We start from the raw sequence: 25773 nt of genomic DNA, 5'->3' as shown, positions 1-25773 counted from the left end.
CGCCCCGCGTTCCGGCGTTAAGGGCGTGGGTCTGCCTCCGAGCGGCAGCCCTCTCCGCATATCGCCAGAGGCTCCTCGCCCAGCCAAAAAGGACAGCCCATGCCCCCACGCTCGACGCGCAACCTCTCCGCCACACGACGCGGCTTTCTGCAGGGAGGGGCGGTCGGCGTCACGGTTGCGGCTTTTGCCCGGCCGGCGCTGGCGCGGACGGAGGATGTCCCCCCGCTTGACCGGTATCAGCGCGCTTTCTTCAGCGATGCGGAATGGGTCTTTATCCTGGCCGCGGTCGCGCGGCTCATCCCCTCTGAGGGCGAGGGGCCAGGGGCGATAGAAGCGCGGGTGCCGGTGTTCATCGACCTGCAGCTTTCGGGTGACTTCGGGAAGGCTTCGGCCCTCTACATGCAGGGGCCCCATGTGCCGGATGCCGATCCCCATCTCGGCTATCAAAGCCCGCTGTCGCCCGCGCAGATCTATCGGGGTGCGATCCCGATCTTCAACGACTGGTGCATTCGCCAGAAGGGCTCTGCCTTTTCCAGCCTGGCCGCTGCGCAGCAGGACGAGGCGATCACGGCGCTGATGGCGGGAGAAGTTCCCCTACCGCCCGAGATGCGCGATTTCGGCGACCTTCTCCTGGAAAATACCAAGGAAGGCTACTTCGCGGACCCGAAGTACGGCGGCAACCATGGCATGCAGGCCTGGGTGCATATCGGCTTTCCGGGCGCGCGGGGCAGCTTTCTGGAGTGGATAGATCAAAGGGATGTGCCCTATCCCCTCGGGCCTGTGTCGATCTCCGGCGACAGGGCCTGAGCGATGGCGCGCACCGAAAAGAAGAAAGACGCGGTCATCGTCGGTCTTGGGTGGACGGGCGCTATCCTGGGCATGGAGCTCGCGACCGAAGGGCTGGAGGTTGTCGCACTCGAGCGCGGCAAGGACCGCGCCACCGTCCCGGATTTCCAGTATCCGAACATCATCGACGAGTTGCGTTACGGCGTGCGGCTCGAACTCATGCAGAAGCCCGCGCGCTCCACCTTGACTATCCGCCGCACGCTGACGGAGCAGGCGCTACCCTATCGGCAGCTCGGCTCCTTCCTGCCCGGCGACGGCGTCGGAGGGGCCGGGGTCCACTGGAACGGCCAGAACTGGCGGCCTATGGAGAATGAATTGCGCCTGCGCTCCTATGTCCGTGAGAACTGGGGCGAGGGGATCATTCCCGCCGGCATGGAGCTCTATGACTATCCTCTCAGCCATGCGGAACTGGAACCGTTCTTCGACCGGTTCGAATACATGGCGGGCATTTCGGGCAAAGCGGGCAACATACGCGGGCAGATCATCGCGGGCGGCAACCCGTTTGAGGCCCCACGATCGCGTGATTATCCCATGCCCGCCCTGCCGCAGACGCTGGACGCGACCATGTTTGCAGAAGCCGCGCGCGCCATGGGGTATCACCCGTTTCCGCGCCCGGCGGGCAATGCCTCCCGCTCCTATGTGAACGAATACGGCATGCAGCTGGGCCCCTGCAACTTCTGCGGTTTCTGCGAGCGCTACGGCTGCCTCAACTACTCCAAGTCCGCACCGCAGACCTGCATTCTGGATGCGCTGCGGCGGAAGCCCAACTTCTCCTATCGAACGGAAGCAGAGGTGATGCGCGTGGAACTTGCCCCCGATGGCAAGACCGCAACCGGCGTGACCTATTTCGACGAGGCGACGCAGGAGGAGGTGTTTCAGCCCGCCGATCTGGTCGTCCTGTGCGCTTACCAATTTCACAACGTGCATCTCATGCTGCTGTCCGGCATCGGCAGGCCGTATGATCCGGCCAGCGGGGAGGGCGTTACCGGGCGAAACTACGCGTATCAGGTGATGGGGAGCACCTCGCTCTTTTTCCGGGAGCGCAACTTCAACCCCTTCGTCGGAGCCGGGTCGAACGGCATGTGCATCGACGATTTCGCCATCAATCAGATCGACTTCGGGCGGGAAGGCTTCATCGGCGGAAGCTACATTTCCGCAGGGATCACCAATGGCCAGCCGATACGCTCCATGAGCCTGCCGCCCGATGCGCCGAAATGGGGCAGCGGCTGGAAGAGCGGCGTGAAGGAATGGTACGGGCACTCCATGTCCATCGGATCCCACGGATCCAACATGGCCTACCGGGATACCTATCTCGACCTCGATCCGACCTACAAGGATCGGTTCGGGCGCCCGCTCCTCAGGATGACCTTCGACTGGAAGCCGAACGATATCCGCATGACGCAGTTCATGAAGTCAAAGATAGAGCCGATCGCCGCGTCGATGGCTCCCGATTTCCAATCCTCCTCCTACATGACACATGCCAGCCGTTACGATGTGCGGCCCTACCAGACCACGCATAACGTGGGCGGGGCAATCATGGGAGCGGATCCATCAGTTTCTGCGGTGAACCGCTATCTTCAGACGTGGGACAAGCACAATGTCTTCGTCATGGGGGCATCGGCCTTTCCCCAGAACATCCAGTACAACCCCACCGGCCTTGTGGGCGCCCTGGCCTACTGGGCGGCTCATGCGATCCGCACCGAGTATCTTTCCAATCCCCGCCCCCTGGTCTGAGGAGGTCGCGCCATGCTGACGTTTCTGCGCTTGCTCCTCGGCCTTGCACTGGTTGGCGTCGTGGTCGCGCTGGCGATGATCCTGGTGCCGCATCGCCCTACTCCGCCGCTTGCCGTTCTGCCCGCAGACTACGAGGTGCCGTCCGGCGCCGGCGAATATGCGATGTATCTCGGCGATTGTGCTGCTTGCCACACCGCCGAAGGAGGTGAGCGGTTCGCGGGAGGGCGGCCGATAGAAAGCCCGCTCGGCACGATCTACTCGACGAACATCACGCCCGACCCTGAGACCGGTATCGGGCGCTATACGCTCGATCAGTTTCGCGCAGCGCTCTACGATGGCATCCGCGCTGATGGCGCGCATCTCTATCCGGCCATGCCCTATGAGAATTATCGCAAGCTGACGGAAGAGGATGTCCGCGCCCTCTATCATTACTTCACCGAGGAAGTGGCCCCCGTGCGGCATCAGGGGACAGAGACGAGCCTGCCCTTCCCCTTCAACCAGCGGTGGGGCATCCGGGCATGGAACTGGGTGGCGCTGGAACAACCCGGTTTCCGCCCCAATACGGAGGATCCGCAAATCGCCCGCGGGGCTTATCTTGTGGAGGGGCCGGGCCATTGCGGCGCCTGTCACACACCCCGAAACCTGGTCATGGCGCAGGACGGCACAGATGCTTCGAGCCAGGCCTTCCTGCGAGGCGGAGAGATCGACGGCTGGACAGCACCCGACCTGCGGGGGCCAAAAAGCCCTGGAGCACTCTGGAGTGCGGAACAGTTGAAGATGCTTTTTGCCAGCGGCCGGAGCGCTCATGCCGCCGTGACGGGGGAAATGTCGCTGGTGGTGGAGGAATCTACCCAACACTGGACGGAAAGCGATCTCGACGCGATGGTCGCCTATCTGAAATCCATCGCAGACCCGGCCGATCCCAGACCGGTGCGGGATCCCGCTCCGACCGTCGCCCTGCTGACCCATCCCACACAAGACATGCCGCTTGGCGCGCGGCTCTATCTCGACAACTGCGGCGCTTGCCATTTCGTCAGCGGCAAGGGAGCGGATGAAGTCTTTCCAGAACTCGACGGCAATTTCCTCGTCAACGCGCCCTCTCCTACCGGGCTGATCGAGGTGATCCTGCACGGCTCCACGGCGCCCTCCACCGAAATCAGGCCGTATCGCCTGCGGATGCCCGATTTCGGCCACCGTCTGTCGGATGAGGAAGTGGCGGAACTCGCGACCTTCCTGCGTCAAGCTTGGACGAATGATGCAGACCCGGTGACCGCTGCCACAGTGGCGCCCCTTCGGAAAAGCCGGACGGGCGAGGCTTCGGCGTCCAACTGAGTGGAAAGCATGAAAAAGCCCCCGTTCTTCCGGGGGCTTTGACTTACTGAACCTTGCCAGCGGGCGTGGAGGAGACACCTACCTGAGCCGGCCTCAGCAGACGGTCATGGATCATGAAGCCTTCTCCCATGACCTGGATGATCCCGCCTGCGGCGACGTTCGGAACCGGTGCCTCAAACATCGCCTGATGGATTTGCGGGTCGAAGGTGTCGCCCACAGCGGGAGAGATCACGGTGATACCGTGTTTGGAGAAAATGTTGCGCAGCTCCCGCAGCGTCAGCTCCACCCCTTCGATGAAGGCGGCGGATGTCGCGCGCTGTTCATCGGTTACATGGTCGAGCGCTCGCTTCAGGCTGTCATAGACCGGCAGCATGTCACGGGCCAGCTTGGTGCCGCCGTAATGCTCCGCCTCCCGGCGATCACGTTCAGAGCGTTTGCGGGCATTTTCCGCATCCGCCAGCGCCCGCATGAAGCGGTCGCGTAATTCGTCGCGCTCGGCTTTCACCTGCTCAAGCTCTGCCTCGAAGTTGGCTTCCAGCGCGTCATCCACGCCGTCCGTCGCACCATCGATCTTTTCTTCTGCCATTCCCTATCCTTTCGCCCGGTCGGACATGAGCTTGCCGACGAGCTGCGCCGTATAGTCCACGATTGGGACGATCCGGCCATAATTCAACCGCGTCGGGCCGATCACACCCACGGCGCCGATGATCTTACGGTCAGCGTTCATATAGGGAGACACGACGAGAGAGGAACCCGAAAGTGAGAAAAGCTTGTTCTCCGATCCGATAAAGATGCGCACGCCCTCCCCTTGCTCGGCGAGCTCCAGAAACTCGGCCAGATCGCGTTTCCGCTCCAGATCGTCAAACAGGCTGCGAATCCGGTCAAGGTCGTCCGAATTCGACAGCAGATTGGACTGACCCCGCACGATCAACCGCTCATAGCTCTCGCCATGATCGTCCCATAGCGCGACGCCGCTTTCCACCAGCTCACGCGAAAGCGTGTCGAGTTCCTGCCGCCGCGCCTCCATCTGCTGCCGGATACTCACCCGCAGTTCCGACAGCGTCCGGCCCTCCAGCAGCGCATTCAGGAAATTGGCCGCCTCCCGCATCGAGGAAGGAGTCTGACCGGCGGGCGGGGTGAAGATGCGATTTTCTACCTGGCCATCCGAGAACACCAGCACGACCAGCGCCCGATCCGGGGCGAGGCTGACGAAATCGATGTGACGCACCGGAGCCTCATGCTTCGGCATCAGCACAAGGCTTGCCCCTTGAGTGATCCCGGAAAGGGCAAAACCGACCCGGTCAAGCACGCTGCTGACCTCGCCGGAGCCGGCGGCGAAATTCGCTTCGATCCGTTGACGGTCCGCCGTCTCCACCGTGCCGATTTCCATGAAACCGTCCACGAACATCCGAAGTCCCAGCTGCGTGGGAATGCGGCCTGCGGAGACGTGCGGGCTGTCGAGAAGCCCAAGCAGCTCCAAATCCTGCATCACATTGCGAATGGTCGCGGCAGAGATCGGCTCACTCATCGCGCGTGTCAGCGTGCGCGATCCGATCGGCTCGCCGTTCTGCAGATACGATTCCACCACCCGCCGGAACACCTCCCGCGAGCGATCATTGAGTTGAGAGAGAATTTTCGATCCGTCCTGCATGGTGCTCCTGCAGACGATTTAAGAATCGACGCGGCGGATCGTCAATCGGCGATACGTCGATCAGGGTTGCATAGTAAGGGGGGCGCCCTGTAACTGGCGCGGAAACCAGCCCGACATGAGACGACGAGAGGATTTTCCATGCGCCCCTCCGGCAGACAGGTAAGCGAATTGCGCCCGATTTCAATCGAACCGGGTTTCACGCGACATGCGGAAGGCTCCTGCCTCATCAAGGTCGGGAACACCCATGTTCTCTGCACCGCCTCTGTGGAGGACAAGCCGCCACCCTTCCTGCGCAACACCGGGCTTGGCTGGGTGACGGCGGAATACGGCATGCTCCCCCGTTCCACCCACACCCGCTCCCGCCGCGAAGCCGCTCAGGGCAAACAGTCCGGGCGTACGCAGGAGATCCAACGGCTGATCGGCCGTTCGCTCCGCGCAGCGGTTGACCGGGTGGCTCTGGGCGAGCGGCAGATCACCGTGGACTGCGACGTGCTTCAGGCGGACGGTGGCACCCGTTGCGCCGCGATCACCGGCGGCTGGGTCGCGCTCCGCCTCGCGGTCAACAAGCTCCTCAAGGCGGGTGTGGTCACAAGCGATCCGATCATGGACCATGTGGCTGCCGTAAGCTGTGGCATCTATGCGGGCCAGGCCCTTCTGGATCTCGACTATGCGGAGGACAGCGAAGCCGGCACCGACGGAAACTTCGTCATCACCGGAAAAGGCCGTCTCGTCGAGGTTCAGATGTCGGCAGAAGGCGCCACCTTCTCCAGAGAGGAAATGTTCGGGCTGCTCGACCTCGCGGAGTCCGGTGTCAAAACTCTCATAGAAGCGCAGAAAGTCGCGGTCGCATGAGGAAGTTCACCTCCGATCGGCTTCTGGTTGCCACGCATAATTCCGGCAAGCTGGAGGAAATTGCGGAACTGCTGCGCCCCTATGGCGTGGCGGTCACCGGCGCTGCGCAGATGGCCCTGCCTGTGCCCGAAGAAACGGAGGAGACTTTCGTCGGCAACGCGCGGATCAAGGCCCATGCAGCGGCAAAGGCAACCGGCCTTCCGGCCCTTGCAGACGATTCCGGCGTTCAGGTTGACGGTCTCGGCGGCGCACCCGGCGTGCATACGGCAGACTGGGCGGAGACGGAAAGCGGACGGGATTTCCCGATGGCGATGCAGAAGGTCCACGACATGCTGCGGGAGAGCAACGCCCCACAGCCCTGGACGGCCCGTTTTGTCTCGACGCTCGTCATTGCCTGGCCGGATGGGCATGACGAGGCATTCGAGGGGATAATGCCGGGGCAGATCGTCTGGCCCCCACGGGGTGAAAACGGCCATGGCTATGACCCCATCTTTCAACCGACAGGCCGCGACACCACATTCGCCGAGATGGAGACCTCGGAGAAGAATCGCATCAGCCATCGCGCTGAAGCGTTCCGCAAACTGGTGGAGGAGTGCTTCACATGAAAAAGCGTATCAGCAGCGGCTCGCCCTATGAGGCGGTGATCGGATATTCCCGCGCCGTCGTCGCCGGTGACTGGTGCTTTGTTTCCGGCTGCACGGGGGCGGAGAGCGACGGGCGCCTTCTGCCGGATATCGCCCGGCAGGCAAAAAATGCCCTCAACGTTATCCAGGGCGCGCTTGCCGAAGCTGGATTTGACCTCTCAGATGTCGTTCGGGTTCAATATACCGTGACCAACCGGGGGCTGGTGGATGATCTCGCCCCGGTGCTGGCTGCGGCGTTTGGAGAGATCCGTCCTGCGGCGACGATGGTCTTTGCAGACCTCATCCACCCCGAAATGCTCGTGGAGATTGAGGTCACGGCGCTGCGCGGATGACTGTCACCGCATCGGAAGACTGGCGAAACGCGGGCTTCGGGCTGTATGTCCATTGGCCGTTCTGCCAGGCGAAGTGCCCCTACTGCGACTTCAACTCCCACGTGGCGAGGGAGGTTGATCAGACGAGGTGGCTCGCCGCTTATGAAAGCGAAATCCGGCGCTTGTCGGAAGATATACCTGGTCGCGTCCTCAACACCGTGTTCTTCGGCGGTGGCACGCCCTCGCTGATGGCGCCCGAGACGGTCGCCGGCGTTCTGGAAGCGGCCCGGCGCGTCTGGCCCTTTGCCAATGACATAGAGATCACGCTGGAGGCGAACCCGACCTCGGTGGAGGCTGATCGTTTTCGCGGCTACCGGGATGCTGGCGTGAACCGGCTCTCCATGGGTATCCAGTCACTGAACGACGATCATCTGCGTCGTCTCGGCCGCCTGCATTCCGCCGGCGAGGCGCGCAGAGCGTTCACCATTGCGCGGGAGACCTTCGACAAGGTCAGTTTTGACCTTATCTATGCCCGTCAGGATCAGACCCTGTCGGAATGGCAGGCGGAACTTGGCGAGGCGCTCTCCATGGCGATTGATCACCTGTCGCTTTATCAGCTCACGATCGAGGATGGCACGGCTTTCGGAGCACGCCATGCTGCAGGCGGCCTGCGCGGCCTGCCAGATGACGATCTTTCCGCCGACCTCTACGCCGCGACGCAGGATATCTGCGCCTCAGCCGGTCTTCCGGGCTATGAGATCTCCAATCACGCGGCGGAGGACGCGCAGTCCCAGCACAATCTGATCTACTGGCGGTATGGTGATTATGCCGGCATCGGGCCGGGCGCCCATGGCAGATTGAGCAACGCTGCAGGTCGCTTCGCCACTGACACGCCCCTCCAGCCCGGCGCATGGCTGGAGAAGGTGGAAAGACATGGAAACGGTGAGGCCTCCCGCACCCCCTTGCCCACAGAGGAACAGGCGGCCGAATACCTGATGATGAGCTTGCGTCTGGCGGAGGGGATGGATCCCCTGCGCTATGAAAAGCTCTTGGGCCAGCCGCTCGATGAAGCCGCAATCCTCCCGCTGGAGGAACTGGGGTTGCTCGAACGACGGGATGGCCGTCTGCGGGCTACGGTACAGGGCCGCATGGTGCTGAACGGCGTCATCCGCGATTTGCTGCCGGGCTGAACATGCGCATTCTGTGGCTGTTACTGGGCGGCTTGTTTGTTCTGCTGGGTTTCGTGGGCGCCATCCTGCCAATCATGCCAACGGTGCCCTTTCTGATCGTGGCTGCCTTCTGTTTTGGCCGGTCGTCGGAGCGGATGCATCTATGGCTGATGAGCCATCCCATCTTCGGTCCGCCGCTGAAGGACTGGGAGGCGAACCGGGCGATCCGACGTCAGACGAAATGGATCGCCGTATTGTCCATGGCAGTTGGTTTCGCCTTCGTCAGCATGTTTGTCGGGTTACCCGCCTGGGCGCTCGCAGCCCAAGGGGTAATCCTGACACTTGTCAGTATATTCATATGGACTCGACCGGAGCCGAAGACGTAAGAATCCGGCACAGATCGTCCAATTGCTCAAGCGATGCATAGCGGATGGTAAGATGCCCGTCCCCCTGCCCTGCACGATGAGCGATTTCGACCCTCATTCCCAAGGTCGCGCCGAGATCCATTTCCAGCGCCCTGGTGTCAGCATCCTTCTCGGAGCGCGGGCGAGCCTCCTTGGGAGCAGCCTGCTTTTGTGCAAGCCTCTCCGTCTCGCGAACTGACAGCCCTTCCGCGATCACCCGACGCCCCATGGCCACCGGATCCGCCACAGTAATCAGTGCGCGGGCATGACCAGCACTGAGCAACCCCTCCCTCACCCACTTAAGAACCTCCTCCGGAAGTTGAAGAAGGCGCAGCAGGTTCGCGATGTAGCTGCGGCTCTTGCCCAAAGCCTCCGCCAAGCGTTCCTGGGTGTGACCGAAGCGGTCCATCAGCTGCCGATAACCGAGAGCCTCTTCCACGGCATTCAGATCAGCACGCTGAATATTCTCGATGATCGCAACTTCGAGAACCTCTGTGTCGCTAAAGTCCCGTATTATAACGGGAATTTCGTGAAGCTGCGCGATCTGCGCGGCGCGCCAGCGACGTTCACCCGCGACGATCTCATATGTACCGCCAAGCCGTTCCCGCACAATAAGCGGTTGAATGATACCCTTCTCGCGTATCGAGTTGGCCAGATCCTCCAGCGCTTCGTTTGAGAAATCTCGCCGCGGTTGGTCAGGGTTCGGAACGATTTTCTCGACGGGGATCAACTGCTCCGCTCGACGCTTCACCGATTGCGGCTCGATCTGAACATCCGCCATCAGAGCCGAAAGCCCACGACCAAGACTGCGCTTGTTTTCCTTCATGACGCCCCCTTCAGACCCGCGCATGACGATCAGCCATTTCTTGCGCCAATGACCGATAAGCCAAACTACCCCGCGAATTACTGTCATATGACAGTACAGGCATCGCAAAAGACGGCGCCTCACTCACCCGCACATTGCGCGGAATGATGGTTCTGAACACCAGCTCTCCAAGATTTTCCCGCGCATCAGCTTCGACTTGCTGCGAAAGGTTATTGCGTCCGTCATACATGGTGAGGAGCACGCCCTCGATACGAAGATCTGGGTTGGCAGTCTGCCGCACCTGCCGGATCGTCAGCATAAGCTGAGAAAGCCCCTCAAGCGCGTAAAACTCGCTTTGCAACGGAACGAGCACGGAATCGGCTGCAATCATTGCATTGACGGTCAGCAAGCTAAGCGAGGGCGGGCAGTCGATAAGAACGTAATCAAAATCGAACTGAGGTAGACCAGCGTGAAGGGCTTCCCGCAAAAGCAAGCTTCGCTTCTCATTTGCCACAAGCTGGATATCTGCCGATGCCAGGTCCTGCGTCGCACAGCATATGGATAATCCGTCTATACGAGTAGGCATGACGATATCATCCAAGGGCATGGCTTCGATGAGAAGGTCATACGTTGTGAAGTCGCGCGCTTCCGGGGATACCCCAAGACCTGTGGACGCGTTGCCCTGCGGATCCAAGTCAATCACTAGCACTTTCTTGCCCTGCTCGGTCAAGGCAGCAGCGAGATTGATGGCTGTCGTCGTCTTTCCGACTCCACCTTTCTGGTTCGCAATGGCAATAATGTGCGCTTGGCCAGCGTCAGACACGGGAAAGCCCCTTGATTTCCAGGATCACACCGCTTGGATCGGTTTTACTCTGAAACTTTTGCACTTCAAACCGGAATGTTTCAAGGGCTTCTTGTATTTCCTGATCCACCCCCCTTCCCTTCGGAAGAAGGGCAATACCGTCTTCGGCCAAATGCCGCTCAACCATGGAAAGCAATCGAGGCAAAGGGGCGAGAGCACGCGCGGAGATGACCTCTGCTCCCAGAGGGGTCACGGCTTCCGATCGGGCCGGTATGATATTCACACTTACCGATGCCTCTCTAGCGACAGTCGCCAGGAATGCTGCCTTTCGCTGATCGCTTTCTACGAGCGTAAAAGAACGGTTACGTTCCATTCCTAATATGGCGACGACCATCCCTGGAAAGCCACCGCCAGATCCTAGGTCAGCCCAAGTTGAGAATTCTCCCGCAAATGAGAGAAGTTGCGCAGAATCCTGGAAGTGGCGGCTCCAAAGATCATCGAGCGTGTTACCCGACACCAAGTTGATTTTAGGATTCCACTTTCTGAGCAAAGACTCATAGATATTCAAGCGCTCAAGTGTTTCACGTGAAACATTCTCGATCTCAGACCCTACCGTCATGCGGAAGTCCTTTGCCGCTGGCCGCGCTTCAAGCGAAGAAGGATGAGCGCAAGAGCCGCCGGGGTCATACCCTCAAGCCGCCCTGCCTGAGCGAGGGTCGCCGGTTGCGCTGCGCGAAGCTTTACCCTCAGTTCATTGGACAGGCCATCGAGCGTATAGTCGAAATCAGCAGGTATCTCCCATGCCTCGTCTCTTTTCAAAGCGTCTGCGACAGAAACTTGACGATCCAAGTACTTTGCATAGAGCGCATCCTTCTTAAGTTGCGCTTGAATCGGAGGAGCCAAGGTGTCCAATTCAGGGGAGAGCGCTAGAAGATCGCCGAAATCAACATTCGGGAATGCCAGCAGATCACCGCCCGTGCGGTGCACGCCATCTTGGCTGATGTCTATACCCGCTGACCGAGCCTGGCGAGGCGTTATCCGCATTGACGACAGAAGCGCCCTGCCTCGCTGAAGTTCCTGCATCTTTTTCTCGAACGCGGCTTGCCTTATGCTCCGCACGCTTCCAACAGCGATCCCTAGCGGGGTCAAGCGCTGGTCGGCATTGTCTGCGCGAAGTGACAGACGGAACTCAGATCGAGACGTGAACATCCGGTAGGGTTCACTTACGCCCCTTGTAATAAGATCGTCTATCATCACGCCGATATAGCTTTCGGTCCGACTGAATAGCGCCGGATCTCGGCCAAAAGCCTTAAGCGCTGCATTCATACCTGCCACAAGGCCTTGTGCCGCTGCTTCCTCGTATCCCGTCGTCCCATTAATTTGTCCCGCGAGATAAAGACCCTCAAGCGCGCGAATTTCAAGACTCGCTCTCAACGCGCGAGGGTCGACGTAATCATATTCTATCGCATAGGCTGGCTGAAGTATGGTTGATTTCTCCAACCCCTTGATAGAACGAACGTAATCTTCCTGAACCTCAATCGGCAGCGAGGAAGATATACCATTTGGGTAAACCGTGTGATCAGAGAGCCCTTCCGGCTCAAGAAAGATCTGATGGGAGGTCTTCTCCGCGAAGCGGACCACCTTATCCTCAATGGATGGACAGTACCTCGGTCCAACACCCTCGATCATGCCGCCGTACATGGCCGAGCGATTCAGGTTTTCGCGGATGATATCGTGCGTTTTCTCATTTGTATGAGTAATACCGCAGGAAACTTGATGAGCTGCAGGATGCGATGAGTCAAAAGAGAACATCGTGGGGTCTTCGTCCCCGAGCTGACGTTCAAGGATATTCCAATCTATAGTCCTACCATCAAGCCTTGGAGGAGTACCGGTTTTCAATCGCCCTAAACTAACACCAAGATCAATAATTCGCTCAGCAAGCGCAACAGATGGCTGTGCGCCCATCCGCCCACCCGACTGACGCTTATCTCCGATATGTATAACGCCACGGAGAAAGGTCCCGGTCGTCAGTACTACTGAGTCAGAGAGTATCGTCGTTCCGTCGGCGAGTTTTACGCCGCGAACGGCGCCCGATGCTACCTCGATATCTACAACTTCACCCGCGAGAACGGTCAGATTTTCCTGCTGCGTCAGTTCGGCGGTCATTTCCGCGCGATAGATCGCTCTGTCAATCTGAGCCCGTGGACCCTGAACCGCGGGGCCCTTCCGGCGATTGAGAAGACGAAATTGTATACCCGCTTTATCTGCGACACGCGCCATCACGCCGTCAAACGCGTCAATCTCGCGCACCAAGTGACCTTTGCCTAGACCGCCGATGGCCGGATTGCAGGACATAACCCCCAGATCATCCGCGCGGATAGTTATAAGGACCGTTTTTGCCCCCATCCGGGCAGCCACATGTGCGGCCTCCGCACCAGCATGCCCGCCACCAACGACAATGACATCGAATTGTTTCACGTGAAACACTCCTACTTACCGATGCAGAAACTCGAAAAAATCTCCCCAAGGAGATCTTCAACATCGACACGTCCAACCAGAGATTCAAGTCTTAGCGTTGCAAAGCGGATGTGTTCCGCCACGATTTCTGCCTGTCCATAGTCCACTTCGGCCACGGCGGCGGCCAGGGATTGCTCCGCGCTTCTTAACGCTTCACGATGTCTCTCTCTTACCATAAGCGAAGCACCAGCAGCCCTCTTCTCAAGGAGAGCAGTAATTCGATCCACAAGTTGATCGACACCCTCCCCTGTCAAACCCGATACGGCGCAACCGGTACCGGTCCGGAGATCTGCCTTCCCCCGGACGACAATATCGTCCTCCGCCCGATCGACACCTGGAGGGAGAGCGTCATCGTCGGTTAGAAAAACGCGAAGGTCTGCTGCCTTGGCGCGGCTCTGAGCACGCGCAATACCAATGGTTTCGACCACATCGCTTGTATCCCGCAGGCCTGCGGTATCCAAAAGCGTAACGGGCAACCCTCTGAGATCCATACGGACCTCAATAACATCGCGAGTGGTACCGGCGACTTCGGACGTGATAGCTGCCTCTCGGCCCGCCAGCGCGTTCAGCAGTGTGGATTTGCCGGCGTTCGGCACCCCCACGATCGCAACTTCGAAGCCTTCGCGAATTCGCTCGGAAGCTGACGCGCCTTTGAGATCATCTCTGATATCGGATATGACCTTATCGAGTAGATGTGTGACTTCCGGGCTTACATCTACCGGAACTTCCTCATCCGCGAAGTCTATTGTTGCTTCGATCAGAGCTGCTGCTCGGACGAGCTGAGAGCGCCATGCTTCCATTCTGGCCGATATGGCGCCGGAAAATATCTTAACTGCTTGTTTTCTTTGTATTTCTGTTTCAGCATCTATCAAATCCGCAAGCCCTTCGACCTGGGACAGATCCAGCCTGCCGTTCTCAAGCGCACGCCTTGTGAACTCGCCCGCCTCTGCGGGACGCAGTCCAGTCTGCTGACCTAAAGCGGATAGGACTGCGGAAACCACGGCGATGCTGCCATGCAAGTGGAATTCCACAACACGCTCACCGGTAAAGCTCTTTCCTGCGTCAAATACCAGGACAAGAGCTTCGTCGATCAAATCGCCTTCCCAAGTCAGTCGCCGAAGTGCGCTGTGCCGTGGTTCAGGCAAAACCCCCGCAAGCGCGGCCGACGCATCCCAAGCCCGGGGGCCGGAGACGCGTATAACCGCGACACCTGCACGTCCCCGTGCCGTCGCCAAGGCATAGATCGTATCCATAACTCATTGATTCTAAATTTAAAATCACGCGTTCATGGACTCGAAGAATTCCGAATTCGACTTGGTTTGCTTCAGCTTCGAAATCAGGAATTCGATCGCGTCCGTTGTGCCCATGGGATTCAGAATGCGGCGAAGAACATAGGTTTTCTGCAAGTCCGACTTTTCAACCAGCAGATCTTCCTTACGGGTACCGGATTTGAGGATGTCCATCGCCGGGAATACGCGCTTGTCGGCGACCTTCCGGTCAAGCACGATCTCGGAGTTCCCCGTCCCCTTGAATTCTTCGAAGATCACTTCGTCCATCCGGCTGCCCGTATCGATGAGCGCGGTCGCGATGATGGTCAGCGAGCCGCCCTCCTCGATGTTCCTTGCAGCACCGAAGAACCTCTTCGGCCGCTGGAGCGCGTTGGCGTCCACACCGCCCGTCAGCACCTTGCCAGAGCTGGGAACCACGGTGTTGAAGGCCCTGCCCAGGCGTGTGATCGAGTCCAGCAGGATCACGACGTCCCGCTTGTGCTCGACCAGTCGCTTGGCCTTTTCGATGACCATTTCAGCAACGGCCACGTGACGCGTCGCAGGCTCGTCAAAGGTCGATGAGATGACTTCCCCCCGCACACTCCGCTGCATGTCGGTGACTTCTTCCGGCCGCTCATCGATCAGCAGGACGATCAGATAGCATTCGGGGTGATTACGCTCAATCGAATGGGCGATGTTCTGAAGCAGAACGGTCTTGCCGGTACGCGGAGGGGCCACGATGAGGCTCCGCTGCCCCTTCCCGATCGGCGCGACAAGATCGATGATCCGCGCCGAACGGTCACGGATGGTCGGATCCTCGATCTCCATCTTCAAGCGCTCGTCGGGATAAAGGGGCGTCAGGTTGTCGAAATGCACCTTGTGGCGCGCTTTCTCCGGGTCGTCGAAGTTGATCCGGTTGACGGCAACCAAGCCGAAGTAACGTTCGTTCTCGCGGGGAGCCTGAATCACACCCTCGACCGTATCGCCCGTGCGGAGGGAATACTGGCGGATCATTTCGGGCGAAACATAGATGTCATCCGGCCCGGAGAGGTAATTCGCTTCCGGCGAGCGCAGGAATCCGAAGCCGTCCTGAAGCACCTCCAGAACGCCGTCTCCCCCGATCTCCCAGCCTTCCTCGGCATGTTCCTTGAGGATCTGGAACATCATCTCCCCCTTCCGCATGGAAGAGGCGTTCTCGATCTCCCACTCTTCCGCCATGGAAAGGAGGTCAGCGGGGCTCTTTGCCTTGAGATCGGCGAGGCTAAGGCGTTCTTGGGTCATGGGAATAGGTTCTCGAAGGCGCCGGACGGCACGTTTGACAAAACTGTCTGCGGAAAACGCGAAAGACCGGACGGCCACGCAAGCCGGCATATAGAGATCCGTCGCGGTCGAGTCAACGTTTTCAGTATTTCACGATGACCGAAATGACGATGATGATCATCAGCAGCGTCGGCACCTCGTTCATGATGCGATAGCTGCGCCCGCTGACGCTGTTGGTGCCCTGCACGAAATCCTTCCGACGCGCTGCCAGCCAGCCGTGAAAGGCACTCATGGCCAGCACAGCCGCCGCCTTCACCCAGGGCCAGCCCATTGACCAGCTCACGATCCCTGGCGTCATCACGAGGCAGAGGCCGAACAGCCACGCCGCGATCATTGCCGGGTTGATGATGGCTCGCAGCAGGCGCCGTTCCATTGTCTGGAATAGCAGATCCGTCTCGCTGCCCCGCTGAACGCTCTCGGTATGATAGACATAGAGCCGGGGCAGATAGAACAGCCCGGCCATCCAGGCGATCACGCTGATGACGTGAAACGACAGTGTCCACGGATAAAGAGTGGCCAGCAGCTCGCCCATCGGAACCTCGCTCTCATACTTCTACTCTTAAATAAGAGAATAAAGAAAAGATGAAGATGATGTAGGGCCTCGGGATAACTGAATCCGGGAGATTGCCCCGGATCCGTTCCACAGGACGACGGATCTGTCGATAAGAGTCACGGATCCCGGAACACGATTGTGGATAACCATAAATCAAACCACAAGATCAAAGGGATGACTTGTGATTTTTTTGTGGATAGTTGCGGCAAGCCCCGGCGAATCGCACGGATCCCGCGAGTCGTCCACTGCCTCGTGACGGATCCGTCCCATTGTGGGAAAGCAGGCTGGCACATGGCGACGGATCTGGATTTCCTCGACCGGTTTGGTTTAGCTGCATGCCTTCCACAGAACTATAACGCGTTTGTCCACAGGATAATACACGATGATGCCTCTTGTCCTTGCCTCTGTTTCGGAAATTCGCGCGACACTGCTGCGCAACGCAGGCGTGGCCTTTGAAACGGTTCCCGCGCGGATCGACGAAGAGACCATCCGGGCTGCACTGGAGGCAGAAGGCGCGAAGCCGCGCGACGTCGCCGACGCCTTGGCGGAGTTCAAGGCGCGCAAGATAGCCGAGAAGCGGCCCGATGCGCTGGTCATCGGATGTGATCAGGTGCTGGAATGCGAAGGGCGGATCTATGGCAAGCCAGAAACGCGTGATGCAGCGAAAGCACAGTTGCTGGAGCTTCGGGGAAGGCGGCACCGGCTTCTTTCGGCAGCCGTGGTATATGAAGCCGCTGCGCCCGTCTGGCGACAGATCGGAGAGGTCAGGCTGACAATGCGGACATTCTCTGATGACTGGCTGGACGGATATGTCGCGCGGAACTGGGAGAGCATCCGGCATGCAGTCGGAGCCTACAAGCTGGAGGAAGAGGGTGTCCGCCTCTTCTCGCGGATCGAGGGAGATTACTTTTCTGTGCTTGGTCTGCCACTTGTCGAACTTCTGAACTATCTCGCGGCGCGAAAGGTCATTCCGTCATGACGGAGGGAGGGATTCCCCTTGCAGGGGTGATCGGATCACCGGTGGAGCACAGCAAATCACCGGTTCTGCACGGCCACTGGCTCAAGACCTACGGTATTCGGGGCTTCTACATTCCCATGAATGTCGCTCAGGCCGATCTCGTCGAGGTAATCCGCAGCCTTCCGAAGGCGGGCTTCGTAGGCGTGAACGTGACGATCCCGCATAAGGAAAGCGCGTTGAAGCTCGCGGATCTCGTGACAGATCGGGCAGCCCTGATCGGCGCCGCGAATACGTTGATCTTTCGTCGCGATGGTAAAATCCATGCGGATAATACCGATGGTTATGGCTTCATCGCCAACCTCCGTCAGAATGCGCCGCTTTGGGATCCGAAGGCCGGGCCGGCAGCGGTCTTTGGTGCCGGCGGGGCTGCCCGCGCCGTCATTGCCTCCTTGATTGAGGTTGGCGTGCCGGAAATACGGCTCTCCAACCGCTCCAAGCCGCGTGCAGAGGCGCTCAGGCACGATTTCGGCACACGGATCGTCGTTCACGACTGGGTGCAGGCGGGCGCGATGCTTGAGGACTGCCTGACCGTGGTCAACACGAGTTCGCTGGGGATGGTCGGAAAGCCGGAGTTGCGGGTGCCGCTGGATGCGCTCTCGCCCCGCGCGCTGGCGACGGATATCGTCTATACGCCGCTTCGGACAGGGTTTCTGCTGGAAGCGGAGGCGCGGGGGTGTACGGTGGTGGATGGACTGGGCATGCTTCTTCATCAGGCCGTTCCGGGCTTTGAGCGCTGGTTCGGCCGGCGGCCCGAGGTGGATGAGGAAACGCGGGAGGCAGTGCTGGCATCATGACAACGCCTTTCGTTCTCGGCCTGACGGGCTCCATCGGGATGGGAAAGTCCACCACTGCCGCATTTTTTGCAGAAGCGGGGATTCCCGTCTGGGATGCCGACGCTGCGGTGCACCGTCTCTATGCGGCTGGAGGGCAGGGGGCCGAGGCAATTCGGTCGCTCCACCCGGCAGCGCTGGTGGATGGCGCAGTGGACCGGGATCGCCTGAAGGAGTGGATCGCCGAAGAGCCGCATGCCCTGGTCCAGATCGAAGCCGTCATCCATCCGCTGGTCGCGGTTGATCGCGCGCGGTTCATGGAGCAGGCGGAGGCAGAGGGCGCGGATATGGTCGTGCTGGACATTCCCCTGCTTTTCGAGACCGGCCAAGATATCTGGATGGACGCGGTTGCGGTCGTGACGGTCGATCCTGCCACTCAACGGCATCGGGTGCTGGCGCGGGGCACCATGACGCCCGCTCAGTTCGACGCAATTCTCGAAAAACAGATGCCGGACGCACAGAAACGTGGTCGCGCGGATTACGTGATCGAAACCAATACTCTTGAAGAAGCCCGTGATGCTGTGCTTTCCCTGATCGAGCAGATCAGGAAAAGCCAACATGCGTGAGATCGTTCTCGATACAGAAACCACGGGTTTTGAACCGGAGCAGGGGGACCGTATCGTCGAAATCGGTGCGGTTGAGCTGTTCAATCACATGCCCACCGGTCGAACGTTTCATGTCTACATCAATCCCGAACGCTCCATGCCGCCGGATGCCTTCGAGGTTCATGGGCTGGGCGACGACTTTCTCCGCGACAAGCCGGTTTTCGGGCAAGTGGCGCAGGACTTTCTGAACTTTGTGGGTGACGCGCGGCTTGTGATTCACAATGCCGCCTTTGACATGAAGTTTCTCAACGCGGAACTCGGGTGGCTCGGTCTGCCGAGGATACCGTTCGAACAGGCGGTGGATACGCTGGCCATCGCACGGCGGCGGTTTCCGGGTTCGCCCGCCTCGCTGGACGCGCTTTGTCGCCGGTTCGGGGTGGACAATTCAGCCCGGGAAAAACACGGCGCCCTGCTCGACAGCGAGATACTTGCCGAGGTCTATCTGGAGCTGATCGGCGGGCGCCAGCCTGACTTCGCCCTCGGCGCCGTTCAGGAATCCCGGCAGAAAACCGAGATCCTCGTCTGGCGTCCCGGCCCGCGTCCTGCAGCCCTTCCGTCGCGACTGACCGCTGAAGAAAGGGAAGCCCATGCCGCCTTTGTGGCGGGCATGGGCGAGGCCGCGCTCTGGCGCCGCTGGATGTAACTTCAGTTCGGGGTCATCGCCGGCGTTTGCGTCGCCCGCCGTGCCAGTTCCTGCCGGTAGAGGGCAAGGAAGTCGATATTGTCGAGTGACAGCGGAGGGAATCCTCCGTCCCGTGTCACATCGGAGACGATACGGCGCACGAACGGGAACAGCATGCGCGGGCATTCGATGAGCAGGAACGGGTGCATCTGATCTTCCGGCACGCCCTCGATCGCGAAGACCCCGGCGTAATCAAGCTCCAGCAGGAACAGCGGTTCGTTGTTGGATTTGTTGCGCGAGGTGATCTTGAACTTGGTCACCACCTCGTACTGGTTGGTCGCACCCCGCTTGCGGCCATCAAGGCTCACCTGCACCTGGATGTCGGGTTGCATCTCGCCGTTCTGCGCGCCCTTCTGGGCCACGACATTCTCGAACGACAGATCGCGCGTATATTGCGCGAGCACCTGCATCCTGACTTGCGGCGCCTCGGGTGCCCCGCCATTCGCCACTTCAGCCATCAGAACCTCCTCAAGGTCGTTTGGGTTTGTGACTATCAGGTCGCGGAGCCTGCCTCAATGCCGCGTCCAGCCGGAATTACCATGCGTGGGATTCTTGCCGGGGGGAATCTCTTCGAATTCGGCGTCGATGACGACATCTCGGGGATTGTGCTCATTCGGACGGCGGGGATCCCCTGGCGTGCGCATCCCATAGGTGCGCACCTGGATGCGACGCGACGCCTCTCTGAGAATGAAGCGCCTGACCGGCGGAATGAGCAACAGGACACCCAGGGCATCGGTGAAGAATCCCGGAAGCATCAGCAGGAAGCCCGCCATCATGATCATTGCGCCATGCGCCATGGGCGCAGACGGATCTCCCAGCGTCTCCAAACGCCGCCGCATATCGTTGAGCGCCCCTTGGCCTTGCCGCCGGACAATGGCCATGCCTGCAAGCGCCGACAGAACGATCAGGCCGAGCGTGGGCCAGACGCCGATCCAGCCGCCGACAAGAATGAACAGCGCGATCTCGACCAACGGAAGAAGGACAAGGGCGAGGAGCAGATACATAACCGGTTCGAGGCCTTTAAGATGGGGTTGCGGCATTTGATCCGGGGCGCTGCGGTGGACTCAGGCCCCCTGCTCCCCTACATAGGTAGAACAGCCACCGAATGCCATGTTCCGACCTCTTTTGACGCACCCCGAGGTATAAATGAGCTCCGCCGTTATCCAACTCATCGTTCTCGCCGGGATCGCCGTGTTCCTGATCCTGAGACTGCGGAGCGTTCTGGGCAGCCGCGAAGGATTTGAAAAGCCGCCGCTTCCCGTGGGCGACGAGGCCCGCCCGACGCCGCGCCGGAATTTCGAGGTCATCGACGGTGGCCCCGATCAGGATATTACCGATCACGTGCCTGAAGGCTCGCCTGCTGCCATCGCGCTTGCCAGCATGAAGAAGGCCGACCCTTCCTTCAATGTCGGCGAGTTCCTTCATGGCGCCCGTGCTGCCTATGAGATGATCCTCATGGCCTTTGAGCGCGGTGAGATCGAGACCGTGAAACCCTATGTGTCGGAGCAGGTCTACGCCACTTTCGCGGATGTGATCGAAAGCCGTAAGCGCGAGGGGCTGACGGTTCAGTCCACTTTCGTCGGCATTCGCGAGCTTTCGCTGGCGGACGCGACCTTTGACCAGACGAGCAGGGAGGGCGCGGTCACCGTTCGCTTCACCGGCGAGTTGACGTCGGTCGTCCGCGATGCGGCCGGCCAGATCGTCGAGGGTAATCCGAACGAGATTCGACGTCAGCGCGATGTCTGGACCTTCGCGCGGATCATGGGATCGAATGACCCCAACTGGCAGCTTGTCGCGACCGGGGAATGACGGAGCGACTGGCTGGGGCAGGGGCGGGATTGTCACCGGGCGCCCTGCCGGGATGGAATGAGGATGATCATCAGGCGGCCCAGGCCGCCTTTTTGGTCACTTCGGATGTGGCAGCAGGTCCCGCGCGCGCCTTCTGGGAACAGGGGTTCCAGGCCGTGGAGCTTGCCGGAGACTGGATGTTCACAGGCTACTATGAGCCGGAACTTCCCGCTCGCAGTCAGCCTGATGCCCGCTTCCGCCATCCTGTTTACCGCCTGCCGGAAGGTCTGCCCCAAAGCAGACCGTGGTTCAGCCGTGCGGAGATCACCGCAGGCGACATGCTTCGGGGGCAGGAGATCGCGTGGCTGGACGATCCGCTCGAGGCATTCCTGCTGCAGGTGCAGGGGTCGGGGCGGTTGGTGTTGGAAGATGGCCGCGTCCTGCGCCTCGGCTACGGTGGGCGCAACGGTCATCCCTATGTTTCCATTGGTCGCCAGCTCGTGCTCAGGGGAGAGATCCCGCTTGAGGCGATGTCGACCGAGGCCATTCGCGATTGGGCGCGCCGGAATCCTGACCGGCTGACGGCCCTGCTGAATGCCAACCCATCCTATGTCTTCTTCCGCGTGCTGAACCTTCCCCCGGAGACCGGTCCGCTGGGTGCGATGGAGCAGCCGCTGACGGCCGGTAGAAGCCTTGCGGTCGATCCTACCGTCGTGCCGCTCGGCGCGGCAGTCTGGGTGATGGTGGAGGAGATGGCCCGCCTGATGGTCGCTCAGGATACCGGTAGCGCGATCAAGGGGCCGCGGGGGGACATCTTCTTTGGCTCGGGTGTCGAGGCGGGGCGGCGTGCCGGGCGGCTACGGCACTCCGGTCGGGCCTTCCTGCTTCTTCCTCGGGAGGGGTGAAATGGCGCGCAAAGGGCGGACTATTACCCCGGAGGAGACGAAACTCTGGCAGAGCGTAGCGCGCTCCGCCCTGCCGATGCACCGGAGCGCCCCCCCGCCCGAGCCTGAGGAGCATCCCCTGCGGCCTGTTGTCCCTCGTGTCGAGGAGCTTCCTCCGGCAGATATTCAGGCCTTCCGGGTCGGGGAGCGGGCGGAGGCCAGACGTCCGCATGTCTTGCTTGGCTCCTTGCCCGAGCGGTTGGCGGCAGGTGGCGTAAGGATGGACCGGCGCACCTTCGAGCAGATGAATCGCGGCAAGCTTGCACCTGAAGGGCGTCTCGACCTGCACGGCATGACGCTGTCAGAGGCGCATGGCGCGCTTATCCGCTTCGTGGTGGAGGGGCAGCGTCGGCAGCGTCGGCTGTTGCTGGTGATTACGGGAAAGGGCCGAAACCCGAGCGATGAGGGGCCGATTCCGGTCCGTATGGGCGCGCTTCGCCATCAAGTGCCACAGTGGCTGGCCCTGCCGCCATTGGGCGGGCTGGTTCTGCAGGTGACCCAGGCACATCTTCGACATGGCGGGGCAGGGGCCTATTACGTCTATCTGCGACGCAACCGGGCTTAGGCACCGGGCGGCTTTCGTCATATCTCCGTGGATCAGACTGCCGCCTCCGTGGCACTCGTTGCGGATCGACAGGGCAGGCAGAAGTCGCTCCCGATCGGCACAGCTTGCGGACGCCGCGGTCCTCATTGGGAAAGGGCATTGGACAAGCTCCGCCGCCAAAGCCTTCCTGCAGGGAACGATCGCGATCGTCCACCCATGCCATGCGGGCTCCATTCGCCTGTATTGGAAAAGCAACGACATCCGACCTGCCGCACAGGCGGGTGAGAGCAGGGAAGATTGCCGCCTGCGGCCCTGTTCAGCCGTCCGAAAAACCCGAGAGGAACGATATAAGGTACGACGGGGAAGAGATGCTGGGATGACTGCGCCTTCGCTGCTGTGGCCATGATCCCCTGATGCCGGCGACCATTTTCTCTGACAGCAACCTCGAAGCTGGTGCCTGGGCGCTCCGATCGGATTGCAGCGTGCCGTGCCGTCCGAGCGCATCCCTGCGATGCTCGGGGATCAGCGCTGCGGTCAACCGTGCCCCCAAAGGAAAGGAGTTATGTCGTCTGTCCCGCTGACCTGCATATGGCGATGGAAATACCACTTAAAAATCTGAGCGCAGTTCTTTGTTGCCGGTCACAAGTATGGGGGGGTGCAGGCAGAGATCACGACCGTCCTGCCGGGATGGACGTTGCGGAAGCGGTGGGGAAGGCGGCTGTCGAACAGGTAGGAATCGCCGGCATGAAGAACGCGCACGTCCTCCCCCACAGTGAGTTCGATCGCCCCCTCGATCACATAGCCGCCTTCGTTTGAAAAATGCTCCAGCATTGTCTTTCCGGTATCGGCACCCTGCTCATAGATCTCATGCAGAATCTGGAGGTTGTGCCGCTGCGCGTTGCCGATCTGGCGCAGGGACATCCGCCCCGTGAACGCGGCCCCGCCCGATACAGGCAGTTTGGAGGTCAGATCCACAAGCTCCGCATCCGTGAAGAAGGGGCCTTCCGCCTCCTGCCGCTCCGCTTCAAAGAAATCCGCCATGCTGAGGTTCAATCCGCTCAGCACTTTGCGCAAAGTGGACACGGAAGGGCTGGAGCGGTTCTGCTCGATCACGGAAATCTGCGCATGCGGCACTCCCGCGCGCTCGGCCAACTGACGCTGCGACAGCCCTGCTGCGCGACGCATTGCCAGCAGCCGCGCCCCGATGTCGAACTGTCTCTCCTCGTTCACGTCGCAACTCCTGTTATTGCCCCTGCCGCCTCTTAGGCCAAACCACTCCGGCGTCCAATAACCGCCGCTTGGCGCCTGCGTTCCCTCTGATGGTGAAAGATGGAAAGAGCAGTTGACTTTCACGTCCAAGTTTTATTTACGAACGGTCGTCTTTTAAAAATCTGGAAACCTATGGGCCGCAAGCAGACCATAGACCGGGCGGAAATTCTTCGTGCCGTGGAAACCGTCGTTGCCAGGGATGGCGCGGCGGGATTGACCATTGGCGCCGTCGCCGCGGAGATGGGCATCAGCAAGGCTGGTGTCCTTTATGATTTCGGGTCGAAGGAAGGGCTGATCCTTGCCTATACCGAAAGCCGGATCGACGGCTGGCGGGAGGAGGTCCGCGATCGTGAGATCGCCCGCGCGGGTGAGGCGAACCCGCGGCTGAACAGCATCCTCGACAAGTATCAGGCATGCGCGGGAGCAGACGATTCCCAGATCGCGCTTGCCATTTCGGCGGCGATGGTGGCGAGCCACGGGTGTCGGAACATCGTGCGCAGCGCCCATGAAGATGACATTCAGACCATCATCTCCGAAGCCGTGCAGGACGCCGGAGACCCGGCTCCCGCGCTCATCGCCTATCTCGCGCTCTGGGGGCTCAAATCGCTTGAGTTTCAGGGTGTGTCGGGATGCGATCCCGCCTTGCGGGACAGGGTCGTGACCCTCCTTCGCAGCCTTCCCTCTCTCTCGATCCCCTCCCTCCTCCCATCGGCAAACACAGGCACCGAATGATCCGTTCATCCCTCGACCGCGCCTGGCGCGGATTTGCTCTCGTCGCGATGCTCTGCCTGCCCCTCCCCGCAGCGGCACAGCAAGGACAGATGCCCCCGACTTCCGTCAGCGTCATCACCATGGCGCCGGAGGCGCTCCCCGTGATCAACGAACTGCCGGGACGCGTCTCCGCCACACGCATTGCCGAAGTGCGCCCGCGAGTTTCCGGCATCGTGGTGGAGCGCGTGTTCGAGCAGGGGAGCATAGTGAAGGAGGGCGATGTCCTCTACAAGATCGACCCGGCCCAGTTCGAGGTGCGCGTCCGCGCCGCCGAGGCGCAACGCGCTCGCGCCGAAGCCACCGAAATGAATGCCGAAATCGAATATCGCCGTCAGCAGCAGCTCCGGGAGCGGAACGTTTCTGCCCGCGCCGATCTCGATACTGCTGAAACGGTTCTGGCGCAGGCCCGCGCCGATGTCGCCGCTGCGGAGGCGACGTTGCAGGAGGCGAAACTCAATCTCGACTATACGCAGGTCAGGGCACCTATCGCGGGCACAATCGGCCGTGCCCTGGTAACGGAAGGCGCGCTTGTCACATCGCAGAGCGAAGTCATGGCGCTGATCCAGCAGCTCGACCCCGTCTATGCCGACTTCACTCAGTCCTCCTCCGATCTCCGTCGGCTCCGGCAGGCAATGGCAGCGGGTCAGCTGGTCGCGACCGCCCCGAACGAGGCGCAAGTCTCGCTGTTCTTTGATGATGGGACGCAATACGAACACCCCGGAAAGCTGCTGTTCTCCGAAGCGACGGTCGATACGACCACCGGCCAAGTGCTTCTGCGGGGCGAGTTCCCGAACCCCAACGGAGAGCTTCTCCCCGGGCTTTACGTCCGCGTCCGTATCGAGCAGGCGATCCGTGACAATGCGCTCGCCATCCCGCAGATGGCCGTTCTTCGCGATGCGCAAGGGAATGCGCAGGTCTACGTTGTCCGCGATGACGATACGGTAGAGCTTCGCACTCTTCAGCTTGGCCCGACGGTCGGCAATCGCTGGATCGTGGATAGCGGTTTGCAGGTCGGCGAACGCGTCGTGGCGGTCGGTTCCCAGAAGCTTTTCCCGGATGCCAAGGTCGTGCCGCAGCAGTGGTCGCAGGCCGAAAACGGCGCGAACTGAGGACA

At 60.6% G+C, this 25773-nt stretch carries 29 protein-coding genes; 17 read left to right on the top strand and 12 right to left on the bottom strand.

The window, feature by feature from the left end; translation table 11 throughout:
• Positions 1-99: 99 nt before the first annotated feature.
• Genes CN97_RS13700 through CN97_RS13690 form a run of 3 tightly spaced genes read left to right on the top strand, consistent with a single transcriptional unit; the run spans position 100 to position 3912 of the window.
• Positions 100-807: a gluconate 2-dehydrogenase subunit 3 family protein gene (locus CN97_RS13700; protein ID WP_035712492.1), complete on the top strand. Its 708-nt coding sequence runs from the start codon at positions 100-102 to the stop codon at positions 805-807.
• Between the two features lie 3 nt (positions 808-810).
• Positions 811-2580, top strand: coding sequence for a GMC family oxidoreductase (locus CN97_RS13695; RefSeq protein ID WP_035712491.1), 1770 nt, complete (start codon positions 811-813; stop codon positions 2578-2580).
• Between the two features lie 12 nt (positions 2581-2592).
• Entirely contained in the window at positions 2593-3912 is a 1320-nt protein-coding gene (locus tag CN97_RS13690; protein ID WP_035712489.1) for a cytochrome c, read from the top strand.
• Positions 3913-3955: 43 nt separating this feature from the next.
• Here CN97_RS13690 and CN97_RS13685 read toward each other — a convergent pair whose 3' ends face one another.
• Positions 3956-4498, bottom strand: coding sequence for a nucleotide exchange factor GrpE (locus CN97_RS13685; protein ID WP_035712487.1), 543 nt, complete (start codon positions 4496-4498; stop codon positions 3956-3958).
• A gap of 3 nt (positions 4499-4501) precedes the next feature.
• Positions 4502-5563 (bottom strand): heat-inducible transcriptional repressor HrcA, encoded by a 1062-nt coding sequence (hrcA, locus tag CN97_RS13680; protein WP_035712485.1) that lies wholly within the window; start codon positions 5561-5563, stop codon positions 4502-4504.
• Between the two features lie 138 nt (positions 5564-5701).
• On the opposite strand from hrcA, the gene rph reads away from it, so the two are divergent.
• The 5 genes from rph to CN97_RS13655 are packed head-to-tail and all read left to right on the top strand — an operon-like array spanning position 5702 to position 8925.
• Positions 5702-6415 (top strand): ribonuclease PH, encoded by a 714-nt coding sequence (gene rph / locus CN97_RS13675; protein ID WP_035712483.1) that lies wholly within the window; start codon positions 5702-5704, stop codon positions 6413-6415.
• Positions 6412-7020, top strand: coding sequence for an RdgB/HAM1 family non-canonical purine NTP pyrophosphatase (gene rdgB, locus CN97_RS13670; RefSeq protein ID WP_035712478.1), 609 nt, complete (start codon positions 6412-6414; stop codon positions 7018-7020). The genes rph and rdgB overlap by 4 nt, the downstream gene beginning before the upstream one ends.
• A complete protein-coding gene (locus CN97_RS13665) occupies positions 7017-7391 on the top strand; it encodes a RidA family protein (RefSeq protein WP_035712477.1) in 375 nt (124 codons plus the stop codon). The genes rdgB and CN97_RS13665 overlap by 4 nt, the downstream gene beginning before the upstream one ends.
• A complete protein-coding gene (hemW, locus tag CN97_RS13660) occupies positions 7388-8560 on the top strand; it encodes a radical SAM family heme chaperone HemW (RefSeq protein ID WP_035712476.1) in 1173 nt (390 codons plus the stop codon). Before CN97_RS13665 ends, hemW begins: the two co-directional genes overlap by 4 nt.
• Positions 8561-8562: 2 nt before the next feature.
• A complete protein-coding gene (locus CN97_RS13655) occupies positions 8563-8925 on the top strand; it encodes a YbaN family protein (RefSeq protein WP_035712474.1) in 363 nt (120 codons plus the stop codon).
• Here the strand turns inward: CN97_RS13655 and CN97_RS13650 are convergent.
• From CN97_RS13650 to hemJ, 7 genes are all read right to left on the bottom strand, one after another.
• Entirely contained in the window at positions 8894-9769 is an 876-nt protein-coding gene (locus tag CN97_RS13650; RefSeq protein WP_035712676.1) for a ParB/RepB/Spo0J family partition protein, read from the bottom strand. The two genes, CN97_RS13655 and CN97_RS13650, sit on opposite strands and share 32 nt — an antisense overlap.
• Before the next feature lie 10 nt (positions 9770-9779).
• Positions 9780-10571 carry a ParA family protein gene (locus CN97_RS13645; RefSeq protein ID WP_035712471.1) on the bottom strand — a complete coding sequence of 264 codons (792 nt, stop codon included), beginning with the start codon at positions 10569-10571 and terminating at the stop codon, positions 9780-9782.
• The gene (rsmG, locus tag CN97_RS20310) at positions 10564-11169 is read right to left on the bottom strand and encodes a 16S rRNA (guanine(527)-N(7))-methyltransferase RsmG (protein WP_035712468.1); all 606 of its coding nucleotides are present in this window, start codon (positions 11167-11169) and stop codon (positions 10564-10566) included. Before rsmG ends, CN97_RS13645 begins: the two co-directional genes overlap by 8 nt.
• The gene (gene mnmG / locus CN97_RS13635; RefSeq protein ID WP_084684180.1) at positions 11166-13028 is read right to left on the bottom strand and encodes a tRNA uridine-5-carboxymethylaminomethyl(34) synthesis enzyme MnmG; all 1863 of its coding nucleotides are present in this window, start codon (positions 13026-13028) and stop codon (positions 11166-11168) included. Before mnmG ends, rsmG begins: the two co-directional genes overlap by 4 nt.
• An 11-nt stretch (positions 13029-13039) precedes the next feature.
• Positions 13040-14320: a tRNA uridine-5-carboxymethylaminomethyl(34) synthesis GTPase MnmE gene (gene mnmE, locus CN97_RS13630; RefSeq protein ID WP_035712462.1), complete on the bottom strand. Its 1281-nt coding sequence runs from the start codon at positions 14318-14320 to the stop codon at positions 13040-13042.
• Between the two features lie 24 nt (positions 14321-14344).
• Positions 14345-15616, bottom strand: coding sequence for a transcription termination factor Rho (gene rho / locus CN97_RS13625; protein ID WP_035712460.1), 1272 nt, complete (start codon positions 15614-15616; stop codon positions 14345-14347).
• 121 nt (positions 15617-15737) lie between these two features.
• Positions 15738-16187, bottom strand: coding sequence for a protoporphyrinogen oxidase HemJ (gene hemJ / locus CN97_RS13620; protein ID WP_035712459.1), 450 nt, complete (start codon positions 16185-16187; stop codon positions 15738-15740).
• Positions 16188-16593: 406 nt separating this feature from the next.
• On the opposite strand from hemJ, the gene CN97_RS13615 reads away from it, so the two are divergent.
• From CN97_RS13615 to dnaQ, 4 genes are read left to right on the top strand one after another with little or no spacing between them, the layout of a single operon-like run.
• Positions 16594-17187: a Maf family protein gene (locus CN97_RS13615; protein WP_035712674.1), complete on the top strand. Its 594-nt coding sequence runs from the start codon at positions 16594-16596 to the stop codon at positions 17185-17187.
• The gene (locus CN97_RS13610; RefSeq protein ID WP_035712457.1) at positions 17184-18020 is read left to right on the top strand and encodes a shikimate dehydrogenase; all 837 of its coding nucleotides are present in this window, start codon (positions 17184-17186) and stop codon (positions 18018-18020) included. The genes CN97_RS13615 and CN97_RS13610 overlap by 4 nt, the downstream gene beginning before the upstream one ends.
• Positions 18017-18622 carry a dephospho-CoA kinase gene (gene coaE / locus CN97_RS13605; protein ID WP_035712455.1) on the top strand — a complete coding sequence of 202 codons (606 nt, stop codon included), beginning with the start codon at positions 18017-18019 and terminating at the stop codon, positions 18620-18622. Before CN97_RS13610 ends, coaE begins: the two co-directional genes overlap by 4 nt.
• Positions 18615-19304 carry a DNA polymerase III subunit epsilon gene (gene dnaQ, locus CN97_RS13600; protein WP_035712450.1) on the top strand — a complete coding sequence of 230 codons (690 nt, stop codon included), beginning with the start codon at positions 18615-18617 and terminating at the stop codon, positions 19302-19304. The genes coaE and dnaQ overlap by 8 nt, the downstream gene beginning before the upstream one ends.
• A gap of 2 nt (positions 19305-19306) precedes the next feature.
• On the opposite strand, the gene secB is transcribed toward dnaQ, so the two are convergent.
• Both secB and CN97_RS13590 read right to left on the bottom strand, forming a co-directional pair.
• Positions 19307-19801, bottom strand: a complete 495-nt coding sequence (secB, locus tag CN97_RS13595; protein ID WP_035712446.1) for a protein-export chaperone SecB — start codon at positions 19799-19801, stop codon at positions 19307-19309.
• A gap of 54 nt (positions 19802-19855) precedes the next feature.
• Positions 19856-20347, bottom strand: coding sequence for an FxsA family protein (locus tag CN97_RS13590; protein WP_035712444.1), 492 nt, complete (start codon positions 20345-20347; stop codon positions 19856-19858).
• Between the two features lie 142 nt (positions 20348-20489).
• On the opposite strand from CN97_RS13590, the gene CN97_RS13585 reads away from it, so the two are divergent.
• The 3 genes from CN97_RS13585 to CN97_RS13575 are packed head-to-tail and all read left to right on the top strand — an operon-like array spanning position 20490 to position 22640.
• Complete coding sequence (locus tag CN97_RS13585) at positions 20490-21152, top strand: Tim44/TimA family putative adaptor protein (protein ID WP_035712442.1); 663 nt, start codon at positions 20490-20492, stop codon at positions 21150-21152.
• Positions 21149-22036 (top strand): murein transglycosylase A, encoded by an 888-nt coding sequence (gene mltA, locus CN97_RS13580; protein ID WP_084684174.1) that lies wholly within the window; start codon positions 21149-21151, stop codon positions 22034-22036. Before CN97_RS13585 ends, mltA begins: the two co-directional genes overlap by 4 nt.
• A 1-nt stretch (position 22037) precedes the next feature.
• Entirely contained in the window at positions 22038-22640 is a 603-nt protein-coding gene (locus tag CN97_RS13575; RefSeq protein ID WP_035712439.1) for a Smr/MutS family protein, read from the top strand.
• A 618-nt stretch (positions 22641-23258) separates the two neighbouring features.
• Here the strand turns inward: CN97_RS13575 and CN97_RS13570 are convergent.
• On the bottom strand, positions 23259-23849 hold the full coding sequence (locus CN97_RS13570; protein WP_035712438.1) for a cupin domain-containing protein: 591 nt from the start codon (positions 23847-23849) through the stop codon (positions 23259-23261).
• Between the two features lie 171 nt (positions 23850-24020).
• Here CN97_RS13570 and CN97_RS13565 point away from each other — a divergent pair, with 171 nt between their 5' ends.
• The gene (locus tag CN97_RS13565) at positions 24021-24620 is read left to right on the top strand and encodes a TetR/AcrR family transcriptional regulator (protein WP_051911251.1); all 600 of its coding nucleotides are present in this window, start codon (positions 24021-24023) and stop codon (positions 24618-24620) included.
• The gene (locus CN97_RS13560) at positions 24617-25768 is read left to right on the top strand and encodes an efflux RND transporter periplasmic adaptor subunit (protein WP_035712437.1); all 1152 of its coding nucleotides are present in this window, start codon (positions 24617-24619) and stop codon (positions 25766-25768) included. The genes CN97_RS13565 and CN97_RS13560 overlap by 4 nt, the downstream gene beginning before the upstream one ends.
• The last annotated feature ends 5 nt before the right edge of the window (positions 25769-25773 follow it).

Source organism: Haematobacter massiliensis (genome assembly GCF_000740795.1).
Classification (GTDB): Bacteria; Pseudomonadota; Alphaproteobacteria; order Rhodobacterales; family Rhodobacteraceae; genus Haematobacter; species Haematobacter massiliensis.
The sequence above is the reverse complement of the archived record's forward strand: the minus strand, read 5'-3'. Positions and strand labels throughout refer to the sequence as shown.